This window comes from Leptolyngbya sp. AN02str (assembly GCF_050565595.1).
In the GTDB taxonomy this organism is placed as follows: domain Bacteria; phylum Cyanobacteriota; class Cyanobacteriia; order Elainellales; family Elainellaceae; genus Kaiparowitsia.
In genome coordinates, this window is the sequence record NZ_JBNXVR010000001.1 from 331,085 (window position 1) to 350,656 (window position 19,572).

General features: G+C 54.1%; 14 protein-coding genes and 1 tRNA gene. 7 read left to right on the plus strand and 8 right to left on the minus strand.

The genetic code is table 11. The features are described from left to right. Positions 1-108: 108 nt before the first annotated feature. Both ACQ4M4_RS01450 and cbiT read left to right on the plus strand, forming a co-directional pair. Positions 109-480: an EamA family transporter gene (locus tag ACQ4M4_RS01450; RefSeq protein WP_430682665.1), complete on the plus strand. Its 372-nt coding sequence runs from the start codon at positions 109-111 to the stop codon at positions 478-480. A gap of 138 nt (positions 481-618) precedes the next feature. Further along, positions 619-1,221 carry a precorrin-6Y C5,15-methyltransferase subunit CbiT gene (gene cbiT, locus ACQ4M4_RS01455; protein ID WP_430682666.1) on the plus strand — a complete coding sequence of 201 codons (603 nt, stop codon included), beginning with the start codon at positions 619-621 and terminating at the stop codon, positions 1,219-1,221. Between the two features lie 236 nt (positions 1,222-1,457). Here the strand turns inward: cbiT and ACQ4M4_RS01460 are convergent, their stop codons facing one another. Next, on the minus strand, positions 1,458-2,057 hold the full coding sequence (locus ACQ4M4_RS01460) for a ParA family protein (protein ID WP_430682667.1): 600 nt from the start codon (positions 2,055-2,057) through the stop codon (positions 1,458-1,460). Positions 2,058-2,414: 357 nt separating this feature from the next. Here ACQ4M4_RS01460 and ACQ4M4_RS01465 point away from each other — a divergent pair, with 357 nt between their 5' ends. From ACQ4M4_RS01465 to ACQ4M4_RS01475, 3 genes are all read left to right on the plus strand, one after another. Beyond that, a complete protein-coding gene (locus ACQ4M4_RS01465; RefSeq protein WP_430682668.1) occupies positions 2,415-3,296 on the plus strand; it encodes a 4-hydroxybenzoate solanesyltransferase in 882 nt (293 codons plus the stop codon). Positions 3,297-3,459: 163 nt separating this feature from the next. Then, the gene (locus ACQ4M4_RS01470) at positions 3,460-4,476 is read left to right on the plus strand and encodes a hypothetical protein (RefSeq protein WP_430682669.1); all 1,017 of its coding nucleotides are present in this window, start codon (positions 3,460-3,462) and stop codon (positions 4,474-4,476) included. 699 nt (positions 4,477-5,175) lie between these two features. Then, entirely contained in the window at positions 5,176-9,132 is a 3,957-nt protein-coding gene (locus ACQ4M4_RS01475; RefSeq protein WP_430682670.1) for a beta strand repeat-containing protein, read from the plus strand. 187 nt (positions 9,133-9,319) lie between these two features. Here ACQ4M4_RS01475 and ACQ4M4_RS01480 read toward each other — a convergent pair whose 3' ends face one another. The 7 genes from ACQ4M4_RS01480 to ACQ4M4_RS01510 form a co-directional block, all read right to left on the minus strand. Further along, positions 9,320-11,260, minus strand: a complete 1,941-nt coding sequence (locus ACQ4M4_RS01480; protein WP_430682671.1) for an Eco57I restriction-modification methylase domain-containing protein — start codon at positions 11,258-11,260, stop codon at positions 9,320-9,322. Between the two features lie 216 nt (positions 11,261-11,476). Further along, complete coding sequence (locus ACQ4M4_RS01485) at positions 11,477-12,157, minus strand: SOS response-associated peptidase (protein ID WP_430682672.1); 681 nt, start codon at positions 12,155-12,157, stop codon at positions 11,477-11,479. A gap of 33 nt (positions 12,158-12,190) precedes the next feature. Then, the gene (gene xth / locus ACQ4M4_RS01490; protein ID WP_430682673.1) at positions 12,191-12,988 is read right to left on the minus strand and encodes an exodeoxyribonuclease III; all 798 of its coding nucleotides are present in this window, start codon (positions 12,986-12,988) and stop codon (positions 12,191-12,193) included. A 184-nt stretch (positions 12,989-13,172) separates the two neighbouring features. Beyond that, a complete protein-coding gene (locus ACQ4M4_RS01495) occupies positions 13,173-14,954 on the minus strand; it encodes a metallophosphoesterase family protein (protein WP_430682674.1) in 1,782 nt (593 codons plus the stop codon). A gap of 158 nt (positions 14,955-15,112) precedes the next feature. Continuing rightward, a complete protein-coding gene (locus ACQ4M4_RS01500) occupies positions 15,113-16,087 on the minus strand; it encodes a cation diffusion facilitator family transporter (protein WP_430682675.1) in 975 nt (324 codons plus the stop codon). Positions 16,088-16,294: 207 nt separating this feature from the next. Continuing rightward, positions 16,295-17,431 carry an acetamidase/formamidase family protein gene (locus ACQ4M4_RS01505; RefSeq protein WP_430682676.1) on the minus strand — a complete coding sequence of 379 codons (1,137 nt, stop codon included), beginning with the start codon at positions 17,429-17,431 and terminating at the stop codon, positions 16,295-16,297. Between the two features lie 316 nt (positions 17,432-17,747). Beyond that, positions 17,748-17,834, minus strand: a tRNA-Ser gene (locus tag ACQ4M4_RS01510). Positions 17,835-18,209: 375 nt separating this feature from the next. Between ACQ4M4_RS01510 and ACQ4M4_RS01515 the strand changes: the two genes are divergently transcribed. Both ACQ4M4_RS01515 and ACQ4M4_RS01520 read left to right on the plus strand, forming a co-directional pair. Continuing rightward, entirely contained in the window at positions 18,210-18,578 is a 369-nt protein-coding gene (locus ACQ4M4_RS01515) for a 2Fe-2S iron-sulfur cluster-binding protein (RefSeq protein WP_430682677.1), read from the plus strand. Between the two features lie 121 nt (positions 18,579-18,699). Further along, positions 18,700-19,524, plus strand: a complete 825-nt coding sequence (locus tag ACQ4M4_RS01520; protein ID WP_430682678.1) for an inositol monophosphatase family protein — start codon at positions 18,700-18,702, stop codon at positions 19,522-19,524. Positions 19,525-19,572: the final 48 nt, after the last annotated feature.

Below are 19,572 nucleotides of genomic sequence, written 5' to 3' on the forward strand. Positions count from 1 at the left end.
ATTCCAACCAGATGCGTCAGTCTGGGTGGTTGCGAAATTCTGGAGCAAGCAACCGATTCGCCCTCGTGCGGGCGGTACACTAAGAACGGTTAACGGTAGGAGGTTGCGGTGGCGCTCAACGAATTTCTTCTTTTACTGTCCTCCATTTTGATTGGAGTCGCAGGGCAGTTTTTTCTGAAAGCTGGAGCGCTGAAGCTAGGGCGAGTCGAAGCCACCAACGCAATTAGCCACATTCTCAAAATTGCGATTACCCCTGAGTTGCTGTTTGGCCTAGCGTGCTATGGCCTTGCCTCGATCGCTTACATTTTGGTGCTCACTCGCGTCAAGCTCAGCATTGTTGGCCCGTCTGTGGCGCTCAGCTATGTGTTTGCAGTGCTGCTCGGCTATTTTGTGTTCAAGGAAACGATTCCCCCGGCACGCCTGGTTGGGCTGGGATGCATCATTGCGGGGGTAATTTTGGTGATCTGGCAGCAAAAGTAGCAGGGTTTCCTCCGCTAAGTTCCTCAGGGAAAAAGTTCACCTAGCGTTTACATTGCCCTGCGATCGCTTTATCGGAAGTCGCCTAGAATGAGGCCAAGCCGACCGTTTGACCGATCAGCCCCTAGCCAATGCCTCGCGATGACTTCACCTCTTTGGCCTTACACCACTCCTGGCATTCCCGATGAGCTGTTTGAGCAGTTGCCTGGTATTCCGCTCACCAAGCGCGAAATTCGCGTATTGCTGGTGGCCCAACTGCGGCTCCAGGCCAATGCTGTGCTGTGGGATATTGGCGCGGGAACGGGCACAATTCCCATTGAGGTGGGGCTGCTGTGCCCGCAGGGGAAGATCTACGCCATTGAGCGCGATGAAGAGGTCGCCAGCCTGATTCGGCGCAACTGCGATCGCTTCTCGGTCACTAATGTAGAAGTGATCGAGGGCAGTGCTCCAGAATGTCTCAAGCCCTTGACCGAAGCCCCAGACTGCGTATGCATCGAAGGCGGGCGATCGCCCAAAGACATCATTGCCACTGCCTGGAGCCGCCTCAAACCTGGCGGTCGAATTGTGGCCACTGCCACCAACTTTGAAGGGCTGTACACCATTTCCGAAAGCTTGGCAGAACTCCAAACCCGCAACATTGAAGTTGTGCAATCCGCCCTCAACCGATTGGAACGACGGGGCACCAGCCAAGTGTTTGCCGCACTCGATCCCATCTTTATCCTAAGTGGGGAAAAGATGGAGTAAGAGGACGTCTGAAAAGTGCCTAAAGCTTCGTGTATTGCCCTCTCCCCTTGTGTTTCCCCTCCCAAAATTGGGAGAGGGAAAAGGGTTTGCAGCCCCCCTTCTCCCAATGTTGGGAGAAGGGGTTGGGGGATGAGGGCCTATTTTGTGACTTCTCAGACATCCTCTAACAACAGGCCGCAAGACCCTGATCCTGGAAACTCAGCTCAGCCCAGCATTTGCGAGTAGTCTTGGGGCCATCAGATTTTGTGAAAAATTTCGGCTCCCACTTGCGCATAGTCCTCCCAAGCTTCCGCCGCACGCGGGTCTTTCACTTCATACACAGGGACGCCCTGCTTTGCAGCCTTTTGGTACACAGCCAGCCGTCGAATGCCCGTCTGAAAGATGGGCATTCCCGTTTCTTGAAGCATAACCCGCACCTGATCGCCCTCGCGGCTGGGCTTTGGCGGAATGATGGTCAGCAAAATTCGATAACGATTCGCGCCCACTTCGTGCAAATATTCCAGCGTTAAGGCCAACGCATCCAGCGCCATCACATCCGGAGTCGTAGGCAACACCAACAAATCGCACCCATCGGTTAACAAAGCCAAATCATCGTGTGCCGGACGAGCCCGTGTATCAATCACCACATGGTCAACTCGTCGCATCCGCTGGGGCGATCGCCACTCATCCACCACCTCAAACGGCAGCATTCCCCGGCTGGCCCACCCCGTCGCCGAACGGTTGGGATCGGCATCAATCAACAACGTTTCCCCTTGCGTTTGCAAAAATGCTGCCAAGTGAATTGCCGTCGTCGTCTTGCCCACCCCACCCTTAAAACTCGCCACCGTAATGATCATGCGCTACCGTAGGTCACTGTCCCTCCTGTAACCTTACTTTAGAGGGGTTAGGAGTTAGGGACTAGGGGATAGGGGGAAGCGGGAGTCGGGAAATTAACATGAATCTCTGCTGGTTGCTCGAGCAATTGAGTGGCCTGCGGACACCAAGAGAGCAGAATTTGGGACTATGACTATTAGCTGTACTCTCTTGCACCCTTTTCATTCCAGACTTCTGGTTCTACCTGCTCCTCCCTAACCCCAAAATCCTAGCCCCTCCCCTCCTCCCGCCTCCCTAACCCCTAAATCCTAGCCCCTCCCCTCCTCCCGCCTCCCTAACCCCTAAATCCTAGCCCCTAGCCCTTTCCAACTCCCTCACCTATGCTGACCGATCCAACCAAGCACGAACCCACCTGGCTTACTATCGTTCGGTTGTTGCGGTGGGATAAGCCTGCCGGACGGTTGATTTTGATGATTCCGGCGCTATGGGCGGTGGTGCTGGCGGCGCGAGGTGTGCCGCCACTGCCGCTGATTGGAGTGATTGTGCTGGGAACGCTAGCAACAAGCGGGGCAGGCTGCGTGATTAATGACCTGTGGGATCGAGATATTGACCCACGCGTGCAGCGCACGAAAAATCGGCCTCTGGCCGCGCGATCGCTCACGGTGCAAACGGGGTTTGTGGTGGCGCTGGTGGGTATGTTGTGCGCCTATGGGCTCACGTTCTATTTAACACCGTTGAGCTTTTGGCTGAGTGTAGCTGCCGTTCCGGTCATTGTGCTGTATCCCAGTGCCAAGCGGGTGTTTCCGGTACCGCAGTTGGTGCTGTCAATTGCCTGGGGGTTTGCGGTTCTCATTAGCTGGTCGGCGGTGACGGGCACATTGGAACAACCCACTTGGTTGCTGTGGGGCGCAACCGTATTGTGGACGCTTGGATTTGACACGGTCTATGCCATGGCCGATCGCGAAGACGATCGCCGCATTGGGGTAAACTCCAGTGCGCTCTTTTTTGGCGATCGCGCATCCTTGGCGGTTGGACTGTTCTTTGGGGGAGCGGTGGCGTTATTGGCCGCACTCGGTGGAGTCATGCAATTAAGCGGAAGCTATTGGGTAACACTGGCGATCGCCACCGGAGGCTGGGCATGGCAATATACCCAACTCCGACCGCAGCGTCCCCCTGGCTCCATTTATGGCAAAATTTTTCGGCAAAATGTGTGGCTGGGGTTTGTGCTGCTGGTGGGCATGATTGCTGGCAGCCTGCTGTAAGCATTCTGTCATCAAATTCTATTTTTGAATGAAAAACCGTGCACCCATGACCAAGGTCATGTTCTTGTTAAGTTCCGTTGCACGACCCCTTCCCATGCCTAGAAAAAACATGCATAACAGCTAAAGAGGGGATTTTAGGTGTTTCGCATCTCCTACATACTTCATGCCTCCACTGGTTAGTTGTCCCACATGTGCCCGCTCGCTGGGGCGCTTTACCGCCGATGGACTGTTTCAGGCAAGTTGCCCCAGCTGCAACGCTAAGTATGAAGGCATATTTGGCCGATTGTCGCACCATATGGCCAAGCGCGAGCCCCTGCTGTACCTGTCTGAACAGTTACCCAAATACTACCGACGACGCTACGAGTTGCGCATTGCAACACCTGGTCGCCAGCTCAAGCAGCTCAGTTTTTCGACCCCCAACGATCAGGCCATAGTTCCTGTGCGTCAGGGCGATCGCATCGCTGTCATCTATTCCACAAAAGGTCATGCCCTCGATCGGCTGTTGGCCATTCACAATCACTCCTTGGGTAAGCTGTACCAACTGCCCCAACCCATCGCAGGGAAGCGATCGCTGTGGCAAACCGGAGGACTATCGGCGGCGATCGCCGTTGGAGCTTTGTTTGGTGGGGTCGATTTAGGGCTGGTGGCTTTGGGCAGCATGGCGATCGCTCTGAGCAGCCGCATGACCCACATTGCCGAACTGACAACTCCACCGTTTGATAGCGATCGCCCTGAAGAAGCGCGTCTATTAAGCGAACTCAAGCTCGTTCAACAAAAAGCCGCTCTCCATCAACGGATCGAAGAACTGCGCCAAGAATCTGAGGAGCAGCACCACCTCATTCGGCAACTGCAAGCGCTGCGAAACAAAATGATGCGCTTCAACGCCAGCCTTTATGCCTCGCGGGTCAACAGTATTGAAACCGCAACTCGACTGTTGCATCAGCGGATCGACCACAATCACAAGCTCAGCGAGCAATACTTGCAAGCGATCGGCATGATCGATATCGAACTCGATGCGTCTAATTTGGGCGAGCAACTACCCGATGTAGATGACTTTACCAACCGCATTTTTGAGCGATTGGACGAACTCAAAGCCATCGAAGCGCAAAACCAAGACTTTTGGTATCAACTTCAGGCCCATGCAGAAGTGCGGCGTCTACATCCCATGCCCGAATCCTGATTCCCGATCCAACCCTTCGATGGGTTTGGATATCTTGTGTGGAAAAGCCCTTACTGAAGGAACCATCAGTTGCAGCTAAGCGCTTTTCTAAGCGTGGCGCAGCGTACCACGCTTAGAAAAGCTGATTTTTTGATTTTTGTGTGCGCAATGTGAAAAAATCGGTGCTTCGGCTTGTCCAGAGCTAATGCACACTCAACCCATGCAGCGATCGCACTGAACTGAGCAACAGGGTAGCGTTTCACGACTCATGCAAATCCTGCGATCGCCAACCAGGATTTTTAACCAGAACTTCAAGAGAAGTTCATATTTACAAAGACGCTATGAAGTTTCAAAAGAAACTCAGTACTGTTACGTAACTTTCGCTGCAATATCAAGGTAACCAAAAATTTATTCCTTGAATATTTTAGTGGGCGATCGCCTTTACAGAAAATAAATTCCTTGCACAATCAGGCTCAGAGACCTCAAAGCTTACAAGTTTCTGATCTTTCTCTCAGGGTTTAAAGCATCCTTGTAGGCTTTGAAAAGCAGCAATTTGCACAGCAAATTCTCAGTAATAACCGAACCTACTGAAACGAATATTCACCGCGACTCCATCAGCAGATTTCCATATTTTTCAGGTTGTGCGCTCTCACCATTGTTTTAAAAACGGCATCTTAGCCACCATTCACCCACTAGCCCATTCCCCCTCCTGAACGTCCTATGGCAATTTATACAGTTAATACCTTAGCCGATGAAAATAATGGCATCGGCGTTGGTGGTGTGTCGTTGCGCGAAGCCATCAACGCAGCCAATGCCAACCCAGGCCAAGACACCATTCGCTTTGATAGCACCGTCTTCAACGGCAGCACCGCCTACACCTTCACCTTGACGCGGGGTGAGCTTGTTCTGTCGGATAGCGCCGCCACCACCATTGATGGCAATAGCGTGGCAGCTCCCATCATCATTAACAACAGCAGTGATGGCACCCGAGTCTTTCGTATCGCTTCCGGTGCCAATGCCGTTCTTAACGATGTCACCATTACAGGCGGAAGCAGCAACGCCGACGGAGGCGGGATCCTCAACAACGGTACATTGGCCATTACCAACAGCACCATCACTAACAACCAAGCCAGTTTCAGCAGTGGTGGCATCCACAACAATGGCAATCTCACCATTACCAACAGCACCATCAGCAATAACAGCGCAAACTTTGATGGCGGCGGCATTTCCAACAATGGTAATCTCACCATTACCCGCAGCACTATCAGCAACAACAGTTCAAGCTACGGCGGTGGCCTAATTAGCAACACCAGTGCCAATTTCACCACCACCCAAACTCGCATCATTAACTCCACGATTTCGGGCAATACGGCAAGCGCTAAGGGTGGGGGTCTTTATAACAACAGCGGCCAAACAACCATTCTCAACAGCACGATTACCAACAATCAGGCGGTTAACAATGGGGGTAGCGGCATTGCTAGCACGGGCAATGCGGTTACGCGCACGGTGCTTGGCAACACTATCGTTGCAGGAAATGTGAACACCGATGTGGATCTCGACACCGATTTTGTAATTGGTGGTGTCGTGCAATCAATCATCAGCAATGGGTTCAACCTCGTTGGTCGGGGAGGGGCCGCATCTGCCTTTACAGGAGCCGGTGATCAAAGCGGTGTGACCAATCCAGGGTTAGGGGCATTGGCTAACAATGGTGGCCTAACTCAAACCCATGCCCTGCTACCAAACAGCCCTGCGGTTAATGCTGGCAGTAATGCCCTCATTCCGGCAGGAGCAATCACCGATCAACGGGGAAGCACTCGCATTTCGGGGGGCACAGTCGATATTGGCGCAGTTGAGCGGCAGCCCGGCATTCTAACTTTTACGAGCGCAACCTACAGTGCCATTGAGGGAAACAATGGGCCGGTGAATGCGATCATCGCAGTGGTACAGCGGCAAGGCGGTAGCGAAGGGGCTGTGACCGTTCAAGTGGCGATCGCCAACGGAACCGCCACCGCCGGAGAAGACTACACAGCCATCTCTCCCATTACCGTCAGCTTTGCCCCTGGCGAAACCTCCAAACAGGTCATCATTCCCATTGTGGGAGACACCGGTTTTGAGCCTAACGAAACCATTGGACTCACCCTGGGCAATCCCACAGGCGGGGCCACCCTCGGTGGCCAATCCACCAGTACCTTTACGATCGTCAACGACGATCCAGAACCTGTTCCGGGAACATTGGCCTTTACCTCGGCAACCTACAGCGCACCCGAGGGCAACAGCGACACCCCCAACACCGTAATTGCCACGATCGCCCGTTCAGGAGGCAGCGATGGCACGGTCACCGTCGTCGTTACACGTGCAGGGGGCACCGCCACACCAGGCAGCGACTTTACCGATGGCTTTCCCATTACTGTGACCTTTGCCCCTGGCGAAACGCAAAAGCAAATCGAAATTCCTATCGTTGGAGATACCGTTTTTGAACCCGATGAAACGCTGGAACTGGTGCTGAGCAACCCAACGGGGGGAGCAACCTTGGGCAACCAAAGCACCACCACGTTCACCATTGTGAATGATGATGTTGCACCCATTCCCGGCACAATTTCCTTCACGACCGACAGCGGCAGTGTTTTAGAAGGCAACAGCGGCACTGCATCCGTGGTGGTAGCGACCTTGCAGCGTACGGGCGGCAGCGATGGTGTTGTCTCGGTCGAGGTTGTGCTGGCGGCAGGTGGAAGTGCAACCCCAGACAGCGACTTTCTCAACTCGCTACCGCTCACGGTTACCTTTGCCGATGGTGAAACCACCAAGCAGATTGAGTTGGTGATTGTGGGCGATACCATTGTCGAAGCCGATGAGACGTTGCAACTGGTGCTGCAAAACCCGACGACGGGTGCCACTTTGGGAACCCAAACGACCACCACGTTCACCATTGTGAATGATGATGTTGCGCTGATACCCAACGTGGCGATCGCCCCCAAAGCCGTCAGCCAGCCCGAAGGCAACAGCAGCACCGCTCCCTACAGCTTTGACGTATCGCTATCGGCCCCCAGCACAGAGCCAGTGGTTGTATCTTTCACTACCGTAGATGGAACCGCCACCGCCGCCAATGGCGACTATGTGCCTATCTCCGGAACCCTTACCTTTGCCCCTGGTGAAGTCCTCAAGGAAATTACCGTCCTCATCAACGGCGACACCATCATCGAGCCAGATGAAGCCTTTACGATCGATCTCACCGTGGTTTCAGGGGCTGTGCTGGGCACTGGAACTGCCACCGGGCTCATCCTCAACGACGATGCAGAGATCGTTCTTCCCACCGTGACGCTCACACCAGCAACCATCAGTGTTTTGGAAGGAAACAGTGGCGTTACAGAACTCACCTTTACTGTGGCCCTATCGGGTTCGGCAACCCAGCCCGTCGTTGTGTCGTTTGTAACCGAAGATGGCACAGCAACAGCAACCGATAACGACTTTGCCCCTGGAAGCGGCACACTCACCTTTTTACCAGGCGGTGCCAACAGCCAAATCATCACTGTTGCGGTAACGGGCGACACCACCGTTGAGCCCAACGAAACCTTTGGTCTACGGCTTACGGGCGCTACTAACGCTGTGCTGGGCAATGCCAACGCCACCATCACGATTCTTAATGACGATGAGGCGGGCGAGGTACTATCGGGGCTAGGAGGCCAAAAGCAGTTCACCATTGCAGCGGGAAGCGGCACCACCACCATCCGCGACTTTGGTGGTGTGGGTCGGGGCACTCAGCTCTCAACCGCTCAGATCGCCGAAGTCGATACCCTGAGGTTGGTAGGGGATGGGTTAACCGCTCGCAACTTGCTGCTGGCACAGGTTGGCAACAATCTGCAGATTACATTTGATGGGGTAGCTAATACCACTATCGTGCTGGAAAACATGCAGCTCGATCTGATTGATAACCTGCTGCAGCGAACCGGCGCAAATGTCAACATCGGCAATATTCTGTTTTCCAACGAAACGACTATTCAGGATAGTTTCGATGTCCTCGACAACTTCAGTAATCCAGCTGCCATCTTTAACCGCAACAGCACCACATTTCTCAACGGGTTAAACAACTCCATCCGCGGCTTTGATCAATCCAACGATGTGATCAACGGGTTGGATGGTAACGATCTGCTGGAGGGGCTGAGCGGCGACGATGTGCTGCGGGGCGGCAGCGGTAACGACACGCTGCTGGGCGGAGACGGCAACGACTTTTTGCGAGGTGGCATTGGTAACGATTCTATTAACGGTGGAAACGGTAATGACATCATCATTGGTGGAGTTGATAATGATGTGCTGACGGGTGGAGCTGGTGCAGACAGCTTTACCTTTAATACGGGAAATCCTTTTAGCACAGCTGGGCTTGGAGTGGATACCATTACCGATTTTGTGGTTGGGCTGGATAAAGTTGCGTTGAGTAAAACAACCTTTGCAGCATTAGTCACCATGCCAGGGCAAACCTTAGCGGGTACCACCGACTTTGCCATTGTGGCGAGTGAGGCCGCTGCTGCTATCAGCGAAGCCCACATTTTGTACAACTCCAGCACTGGCGAACTGTACTACAACCCCAACAAAGCCAATGCTGGATTTGGCAGTGGTGGGCTATTTGCAGTGCTGAGTAATGCTCCATCGCTCACGGCAAGCGATATCGTCATCCAAGCATAGTAACGTCAGTTCCGATTAAGGGTTTTTCTGAGGTGTGCGCGACGCGCACACCTCAGAAAAACCCATTTTAGTGTGCACGACGCGCACGCCAAAATGGGTTTTTCAGCTTATCCAAAACTCAGGTCAGTTAGCTGAATCGAGCCCACCCTTGGTTTAAGAGCGGCACACCGTTGATCTTAACTTGAGGTTAATCCAGGCTGCGATCGCCATAGAGCATGGCTACTTGCTGATCAATCTGGCGATCGCAATCGGCTTGAGCTTTGGGGCACATGAGCCGGAGGCGATCGCGCACCAGACCAATTAGGCGATCGCGCCCAGCAGGCTCAACCAATGGAATGGGAATGGCTCGGAGTTGGGCAGGCCCAATGCGCAAATACCCACCCTGGAGCGCATTGCCACCAAACATATTGCAAAACCAGCGCTGCACCACCGTGCTGTTCAGTAGCCCCAATAAGTAATAGATATCTACTGCCGCATGGGTCGGTTGAATGATGCTTGTAGACTTTCCGGCCAGAATTGCTCCAGTTGCATCTATCGCACATTCCAATGTCTTGGTCATGCTGGCAACAATGAGCTTGGGTTGGCGAGCTTGGTGCGATCGTCGCTTGGGTAAACAAGACTCTAGCTCTGGCGGAATCACCGGATAGTGGAAGCGATCGCCCAAGTACCGCATGGGCTTAATACCCCACAGCAGTTGATAACAGTCGAGCGTGCCGCTATTAACCACGCGCAAACCAGGGGTCGTGGGGCTTCCCTCCTGAATCAGCGGGTGAATCACATAGGCATCGCTAACACTGGCAGCCCCATGCACAGTTGCCAAATGCCCCAAAGTTGGCAGACTGTCCCATCCGCCGCCTTTTGCCGATACAGGAAACAACCGCCAGGGCGATCGCTCAAACCTGTCGCGGGTTAACCAACCAGACTGCTCAATCCGATGCAGATCCAGCATGCGATCGCACACCACCCGATCGACCGACCCTTCGGTTGAGTTGACCTGTACGGCATATACCAGCGGGTAAACCGCCGCCGCAAACGCTGGAACCCTGGCATAGTCCCGTAATTGCAGCAACCGATGCGAGGCTAAGAGCGATCGCGCCGCCGCCGCATAAGGCACACACAGCAGCTTATTGGGCACGACAAAGCTATGAAAACCGCCGGGATTACACAATTCCAGCGATCGCTCAATAAACACACAAAACAAGTCCCAATTTCCCTGGGCGACCTGATAGCGCTGGTTGCAAAACGCCCGCAAATCTGGCTGATGCACACTCATCCATTGCGAATCCATGTAGGGCGGGTTGCCCAGCACAACATCGTAGCGAGCAGGTACCGTTGCCGGGAGAGAATCGGTCAATGTATTGGCCCAGCGAATCGTCGTGTCGCAATCCGGCAGCGGAGTTGGTACTTGATCGCAGCCATGGGCTTCGTGATAGGCCATCTGCAACGACAGGCGAGTAATGGCAACCGCCTGAGCATCAACATCCACCCCATACAAGCAGTGCAGCCAATCGGTTAGCCCAACAGACTGCCCCCGCTGCAACCCAACCCGAAAGACCGCCACCAAAAATGCGCCGCCTCCACAGGCCGGATCGAGCACTTTCGGCAGCGCGTCGTGGCGCTGAAACCAGTGATACAACAGGGTAGAAACCATGTATTGAACCAAAGGCTCTGGGGTATAAAACGAGCCCTGACCCTTACGCCGAGTAGCAGACAAGGTCGCCTCGTATACCTGCCCCAACAGCTCAATGGCGATCGCAGACTGAGCCATCAGCAGCGTCCACAAATCTTTCACCAAATTCGGAGAAATGTGCGCTGGCGGTGGCAATGTTCCAATCGGCAAGCACACATTCCAACCATGGCGCACATTGTGACAGGCGGTATCCGTCCAGGCTCTCCAGCCTGCCTCGTCAAACGCCTCAGACCAGTCTGATCTGCCGATACGGCCCAGTCCATCTTCTGTAGAGACGATTAGTCCACGCACCTCACACCATCGCAACGCCACACTCGTCAGCAGGAGCGATCGCACCTGAGCTATCCAAATGTCCACCGCCACTGCGTCACTCCCCGGTGCCGCCTTCACCGCACGCCGCCACCACTGCACCAACGCCGCCAGCAGAGAATCATCCATGAATCGTGATAAAACCGGGTGAACTCGGGCCATAACCCAGCAAACGGGGGATGCTCAAGCAACGGTGTTGCTAGAGGAATGCTGGACGCAAGAACCCTGACACGGAGCACAGGGCGCAGGGGATTGATGACACGCCGTAGGATTGGCCCCAAATCGTTCCCTTAGTTTTAGCGTGAGGTTATTGCTTTCGCGCAACATTATTGACTCAATGCGGGGTCAGGCAGCTGGCTCCATACACTCTGGCGAGTCATTGCGGGCGTTGTTCACCACTTTGCCAACGGGATAGCGAGCGATCGCCCCCTCCCCAAACGGCTGAAGGATATCGTGCAGCGATCGCCCTTCCTGCAATGGGTTCAGCCAGCGGTCGTAGTCTTCGGGTTTCACAATCACTGGCATGCGATCGTGAATGTCTTCCATATCAGCATTTGCCTCAGTGGTCAGGATGGTGCAAGACTCCATCACCGAGCCATCGCCCGCTTCCCAATGCTCCCACAGCCCCGCAAACCCAAAAGGCTGGCGATCGCCCTCCTTCCCAGGAAGGTAGAAAAAGTAGGGCTGCTTGCCATCCTCCATCTTCTGCCATTCGTAAAAGCCATCTGCCGGAATGAGGCAGCGTCGCCGCTTAAACGCCGTCCGAAACGACGGCTTTTCTTCCACGGTTTCGGATCGTGCGTTAAACAACCGTGCCCCCATTTTGGGATCTTTGCTCCAGGAGGGAATCAGTCCCCAGTGCATGAAGGCTAACTGGGGCGCGGGCTCCTCTGCCAACATTCGCACCACGGCAATGGTTTGAGTTGGGGCAATGTTGTAGCGAGCTGGCATATCTGGCTCATCTGCCAGCCGAAATGTCTCGGCCAGCCGCTGTCCAGAGGCAGTTTGGGTATATCGTCCGCACATGGTGCCCTCCCGTTCGTGGCGATCGCGCTACGCTCAGGTTGCGCTTCCAATTTCTACGATAACGGGGGCGTGGTCGCTGGGTTTCTCTAACTTGCGAGGGGTTTTGTCGATGAGGCAATCCAGCGCACGATCGTACAGCCTGGGAGACAGATAGTGGTGATCAATTCGCCAGCCCAAGTTGCGCCGAAAGGCAGCAGCCCGGTAATCCCACCAGCTAAACTGCCCATCCTCCTGGTTGAACTTGCGAAAGGCATCGGCAAAGCCAAGTTCCAGGATCGCTTTTAGGGCATTGCGTTCGGCATCGGTGGCCATCACTTCTTTTTCGCGGCCTTTGGGATCGTGAATATCCCGATCCTCCAGCGCAATATTGAAATCGCCACATACTAAAACTTCTGCATGCTGCTCTAGCAGAGTCTTTAAGTACTCCCGCAGAATGTTGAGCCAACCGAGCTTATAGGTGTATTTGTCGCTGCTCACCGAGGAACCGTTGGGTACATACAGGTTCACAATCCGCACGCCGTCCAGCACCGCCGAAATCACGCGCTTTTGGGCATCCCACTCAGCCCCGATCGCATCTCCCAAAATGCCGCCAAAGCCATAGTTCACCTCTTCCAAGGGAGTGCGGCTCACCAAAGCCACACCGTTATAGGATTTTTGGCCATAGATGTAGGTTTGGTAGCCCAACTCGGCAAAGGGCGATCGCGGAAAATCATCATCCACGACCTTCGTTTCTTGCAAACACAGCACATCCACTGGGTTGTCTGTGAGCCAGTTGGTCACATGCTCCAGCCGAGTGCGGACCGAGTTAACATTCCAAGTTGCGACTTTCATCCACCCGTGCGATTGAGAGAACTCTAGCTAGTGTAATACGGCAGTTCGACGGCCTTATCGTTTCAGCCCACCCGGCCAGAGAAACGGATTTCATAGCATCAGGCGCGTTGATGTATAGAAATATCTTGTGGCCGAATATCCCTAGCGGTTGCAGCCGCAGTGGGATATTGGCACAGCAGCCCGCTTACCCAAAGCTAAGCTGGAACTCATCAAACTTGACGACGGCGGAGTCGGGGTCGCGGGTATCGAATCGATAGCTGCTGATGATGCCCGTACCCGTGTCAAAAATGCTGAAAACCGTGATGTCGTTGCTTGCGATGTACGGCAGCGGTTGACCGGCTTCATCCGTGAGGGGGGCCAACGTTGGCACAATCGGCTCCAGCCCACCCGGATCACCAATGGTGGTGTAGTTTTGCAGATTGTAGAACTCAGAGGGTAGGTCGGGCAGATTGCGCGCGTTGCTTCCCCAGGCTGCACCGTAGGTATTGCCAACGTTTGAGGTTTCTAGCAAATCAATGCCTGTGAGTGTGCGAAAGCGGTTCCACACATGGGAGTGGCCATAGAGAACCAGTTGCACATTGGCGGCTTCTAAGAGGGGCATCACATCCCGCAGCAGGTAGTCATCTTCCCTGGGGTAGTCGTAGCGGATTGCGGCGATCGCCCCCGCTCCATTCCGCTCTACTACCCGCACCGGGCTAGTGTAGGGGGGAATCACGTTCTCCCCCAAACTATGCATGGGATGGTGCAGCATCACCACCTTGTAGCGGGCCAGCCGAAACTCGGGGCTGCTGAGTTCTTGCTTGAGCCAGTTGTATTGGGGGCTTCCCTGAGCGATCGCCTCAAACAGGAGTTGCCCGTAGCCCCAAGCTTCGCGGTTATTCTCCTCCCCTTCCGGCTCCCGAAAGCGGCTTTTGTCGCTGGGGTCCAGGCTAGGACGACGCCACAAATTCGTAGCATACAGAGAAAGCAACCGCACATCGCCAAAGGTCACGGCATAGTAGCGCTCGCCACCGTCCAGGCTCTGAGGCAGAGTCAAGATTTCTTCGTAAGTGTCGCTGTTGTAAGAATTGGCCTTGAGGTTCTCCTCACCGTACAGTTGCAGCGCCACCTCTCGGGAAATGGCATCCTCAAACTCTTCATTTAAGCTGCCAAGGCGACCGGAGCGCCCCATCACTTCATGGTTACCCAGCGCGCTAAACAGTGGCGCATGCTGAATAATTTCACCGCCTACATAGCGGGTGCCAGTGGCTGCATCGGGACTCGCCTTCAGCACAAACTCGGCTCGTCCTTGCAGGCAAGGAAAAAAGGCATTGCCCCGATTGTCATCAAACCATTCCGAAGCGCGATCGGGAATGTTGACTAGATCGCCCGCCATCCAAACAGCATCGAGCTGGCCGACGGTTTCTGCGACCTTCTGCAAGTTAGCCGCCGTCATTCCTTTGCTTTGGTGGTCAGATGTGAGCAAGATTTTGAGGGGAGTGCCGGGAGACGGGGCCGGGGCCAGTGTGAAGGTGCGGCTAGTCACCTCACGACCCTGGTCATCTTGGCTCTGCACATGGTAAGGAATGCGCTGATTGGGCGGCAAATTAACAGCCTCGGCTTCATGTCGCCAAATTGGGCGAGGAGTTAGCTGGCGGTAAACCTGGCCGTCTTTCGTTTGACGACCGACCCGGGACTGTTGATCTTCTCGCACGTGGGAGAGTGGAATGCTCGTGGCGATCGCTCGGGACTGGAATCCTTCACCATATTCCAGAACGTGCTCCCGGCCTTCAAACTCGGTAAACCACACCACTCGCACCGACGATGCCGTTGGTAATTGCAAGAATGGGTCAGTCAGTAAGCTTGGTTCAGTTACTGCCCGATTCCCCAGGGCACAACTGCCAATCGCGATCGCCAACACCATCGCCAACAGCCAAAGTCGGCCTCTTAACAGTCGGCCTCTTAAACGACTCACCTGACGGAGCATAACCGACCCCAGCCAACGCAATGAAACGCTTCAGAAATCATGCAAACACGCTACATGGGGCAAGCTTGCATCCATCCTGAGCTGATTGTAGGGTCTAGAGACTCTTCTGCTCGGTATTGTCGCCAACAGCGGCTCCATCCCCTAGCATTCAAACGGCATCAATCATTCAGTTGAGTCGATTGCGCAGCCAGCAACTCTAAAACATGGTGCTGCGACAAATTCACAACGCGGGACAAGACCGGAGCGCTCATTTGTAGGCAGACATCTGCCAGCCCAAACTCGTCCATCAAAACGCTTTGGGCATCGCGCAACAGCCGATCGCGCACAGCCCCATCGGCCACATCTACCACACAATGAGCCAGCAGCATTTCTTGGCCAGGTGCGATCGCCCACAAGCGAAAATTTTCGACCCGCAGGATGCCGTCAAAGCTTTCTAGCCGCGCTTTTACTGCATTCGCATCCAAATAACCAGGCGTTTGCTCTAGCAAAATTCCAAAACTTTGGTGAATTAAAGGCACCGCCCCCGCCACAATCACGGCCGCCACCATCAGGCTGATCACGCTATCGGCCCAGTACCAGCCAAATGCATAGACGGCGATCGCCGCCACAATCACCCCAACCGAGCCAATGGCGTCGGCCACCATGTGCAAAAACGCGCCCTTCAAATTCAAATCCGTATGGCTGTGGCCATGCAACAGCGAAATGTTGATGCCATTTACCACCAAGCCCAGTACGGCCGTCATCAACATGGGCAAGGCCACAATCTCGGTCGCAGGGGCTTGCAGCCGCTCCACCGCTTCCCAGGCAATCCACAGGGCGATCGCCACCAAACCCAGCCCATTCACCAGCGCCGCCACAATCTCAACTCGACGATAGCCAAACGGAGCCTGCTCCGACTTCGGCCAACGGGCAATCCAGGTTGCCAACAGGGCGATCGCCAGAGCCGTACAGTCTGACACCATGTGTCCAGCCTCAGCCAACAGCGCCAAGCTGCCGCTCGACACACTCACCGCCAGCTCAATTGCCGAAAATCCACCAATCAGCCCTAGCGCTATCCATAACAGGCGAGCCTTTTGTAGACTGTTAACCTGAGTGTGCTCTACACAGCGACATTCCACCGAATGAACGAACATACCAACACCACAAGGATGAGTCTACTATCAGCATAATTCCCCGGGGTGGAGCAGGAGCGCCAAACAAGCCGCTTCAGCTCTCCAACCGCTTTCAGCAGGGTTTACTCACCGCTAACTCAAGTGAGGAAGTTTGGATGGTGGGCAATAGGCAAAACCCATCACCCACCATTCAACTCGATAAGCCCTCAATAGGCAGTGACGCAAAAATTACGGCTCAAGTGCCTTGAATTTGTCTTTGGGGATTACACCATGAATTCCCTTCACAATGTCTACCACCTGAGACACTTCAAAATCGATGTCGGCACTGGCATACAGGAAGGCATCGGCCTTGGTGAGCCCGTACTTGTCGTTCATAATCCGAAGATACTCACGCACTGACTTCTTCATGGCTTCGTCGAGGTCGGTATCTAGGCCCACGGCAATCCAGGCATCCTCGGTTTCACCCATGGGTGCAGGCAAGTCCATGTTCTTGTGAACGACCAGTTCAAAGATAGGCGTCAGCGAACATTCGATCGCCGTTAGCGCCACCTCACCATTGCCTTGGGCACAGTGCGGATCGCCCGAGTAGAACAGCGCACCCGGAACCTGCACAGGCAAGTACAAGCTGCTGCCGCGCCCCAGGTATTTAATATCCACGTTGCCACCATACAGCCCTGGAGGTACGGAGTTCACTGCCTCTTCAGGATTGGCAGGCACCACCCCCATCAATCCCATAAAGGGCTTGAGTTCAATTTCCAACTCGGGCAAGCCATTCGAAGGCTTAAAGATACCAATTTCATCCTTGGCATCGATAGGAATTACCTTGGTATAAATTGGCGCACCATTTTCAGGATACTCACCCGGTAGGGCTCCACGATTATGACGATTGGAGATCACGCCATAGGGAGCGCGGTAATCGATATCGATGGTTTTAATTTCTAATACATCGCCGGGCTCAGCCCCTTCTACATAAATGGGGCCAGTTACAACGTGGGGGCCAGGGCCAGATTTTGGCACTTGACCTTTAATCGTGAGCTGGTCTGGCAAAATTTCAGACTCTTTGATACCCGCACCCGTCAAAAAGGCAACGGTATCACCCTGATCGGCCAGGATGCCTTCATGGGAAACCGTTTCCATACGAATGCGATCGCCCGACTTCACCGTCAGGATAGGCGCGCTATCTGGCTTAAATAGCTCTCCCCAGATCACATTCTCAGGAGTTGATTTCACCTCATAAACTTCATGTTCCGCTACGGCAGGAGAAAACCAAGAGGCCCAAACCGTCACCAACAGCAAACAAACCCCAACCCCACTCAACACGGGCCACAGCCGCTTTGGAGAACCAAAGGACTGCGACTTTCTCATACGCTTTAGCAGTTTCATTTTTAGTGATTGATGATGTGTAAAAACGTGAATGACTGAATCAGTGAACAGGTTTTTAAAAAAAACCGTTGTAATATGAGCTACACTTGCCCACCTAAATCAGTAGTCGTTATGAGTATTGATTAAAGATTTTCTTAAGATTATAGGAAGCCAGACATCGGTGACAGAACGCGGCCAAACTCCCGAACCGCAGCCACCGCAAAAAAGCAGCCACCCCGTCGTGTGGAGTGACTGCCTATCGATTAAACATTGCTTGAGCCAAGCTAAATCAATGCATTGAGGATTTAGCTTTTTTCAACGGAGAGAGAGGGATTCGAACCCTCGTTAGAGTTACCCCTAAACAGCATTTCCAGTGCTGCGCCTTCAACCACTCGGCCATCTCTCCAGGGGGGTATGCAGTTGTATCGTGCGACTTCTGATTTAGGCCATGCTGCATGAGCACGTCAATCTGGTCACAAATAATCATCGTATCAGAACTTGCGCCGGAATGAGTGAAATCTCTCCGTTCGATTCATGAGTTTTTCCCAAACGAGCGCTTGCTCAAGCTTGCAAGAGCCCGAGACCCGAAAGAGTGAGGACTTATGCACTTCGTCAAAAAAAACCAGGGGTTGAATAATGTTTAGGGCGCTAAGTGCCCCAAACATTATTCAACTGCGTCAGTCCTGAGAGTGAGCGATCGCCCAAACCATCAACGGCCCCATACCAGGCACAGAAAGCCGTATGATCAAAGCACTGCCCAGTTAATGTTGTTCAACCCAGCATGACCCGTTCCTATACCGTTCGCATCCACAACCGACAAACCAACACAACCCATTCGGTTGTTGTGCCCGAAGATCGCTACATTTTGCACACTGCCGAGCACGACGGAGCTGAGCTGCCGTTTTCGTGCCGGAATGGAGCCTGCACCGCCTGTGCCGTACGAGTATTGTCGGGAGAGCTGTATCAGCCCGAAGCCATGGGTCTGTCGCCAGAGCTGCGGGCCAAAGGTTACGCCCTGCTGTGTGTCAGCTATCCTTTGAGTGACCTGGAAGTGGAAACTCAGGATGAAGATGAAGTATACGAGCAGCAGTTTGGACGCTACTTTGGTCGGGGCAAGGTCAAGCGGGGTCTCCCCCTGGATGAGGAATAGGCGATCGCGCCTCTAACCCAACCCTTCCCCAGTGTTATCTGGCTCCAGTGCGCAGTCGCGCTCTTATTGAGAGCGTGCCATCTATCCTGTCCGTTCAGCAATTTCATTTCCCCTGGCTTTCATGACCACTCCCGATCAGCTCCATATTTTTCTCGATATTGCAACCGAGGCCGCACTCGCAGCTGGCAGCGTGATTTTGCAACATTACGGAAATCTAGAAGCCATTGAAGAAAAGGGGCGATCGGGCAATTTGGTCACCGAAGCCGACCACGCTGCCGAAGCCGAAGTGCTCAGCCGACTGCGGCGACACTTTCCCGAACATGCCATCTTAGCCGAAGAAACCGGAGCCTCGGGGCTCGACTCTAGTGAGTACCTGTGGGCCGTCGATCCTTTAGATGGCACCACCAACTACGCCCATGGGTTTCCTTTTTTTGCGGTATCCATCGGCTTGCTGATCCACGGAGAGCCCCAAGTAGGGGTAATTTACAACCCCTACTACAACGAGCTATTTCGCGCTGCCAAGGGTCTGGGAGCTACCCGCAACCGTCAGCCCATCCACGTCTCCACCACCGCTGATTTAGAACACAGCCTGCTAACCACTGGTTTTGCCTATGATCGCTGCTCCACTCCCGACAATAACTATGCTGAGTTTTGCCATCTCACCCACCTTACCCAAGGGGTACGTCGCGGAGGGGCCGCATCGTTAGATCTAGCCTTTGTAGCCTGTGGCCGGGTTGATGGATTTTGGGAGCGCGGCCTCTCTCCTTGGGATATGGCGGCGGGCATTGTGCTCATTCGAGAAGCAGGCGGACAAGTGACAGCCTATGATGGCAGCCCCTACGACATCAAATCGGGGCGCATTTTGGCAACCAACGGCAAAATCCACCAAGAACTGAGCGCCACACTGCAACAGATTCAACCTTTGTCAGAATTCGCTCAAACCTAACCTCCACAGCGAGGATAAGCGAAGTACACTAGAGGGAACTTGGGCAGG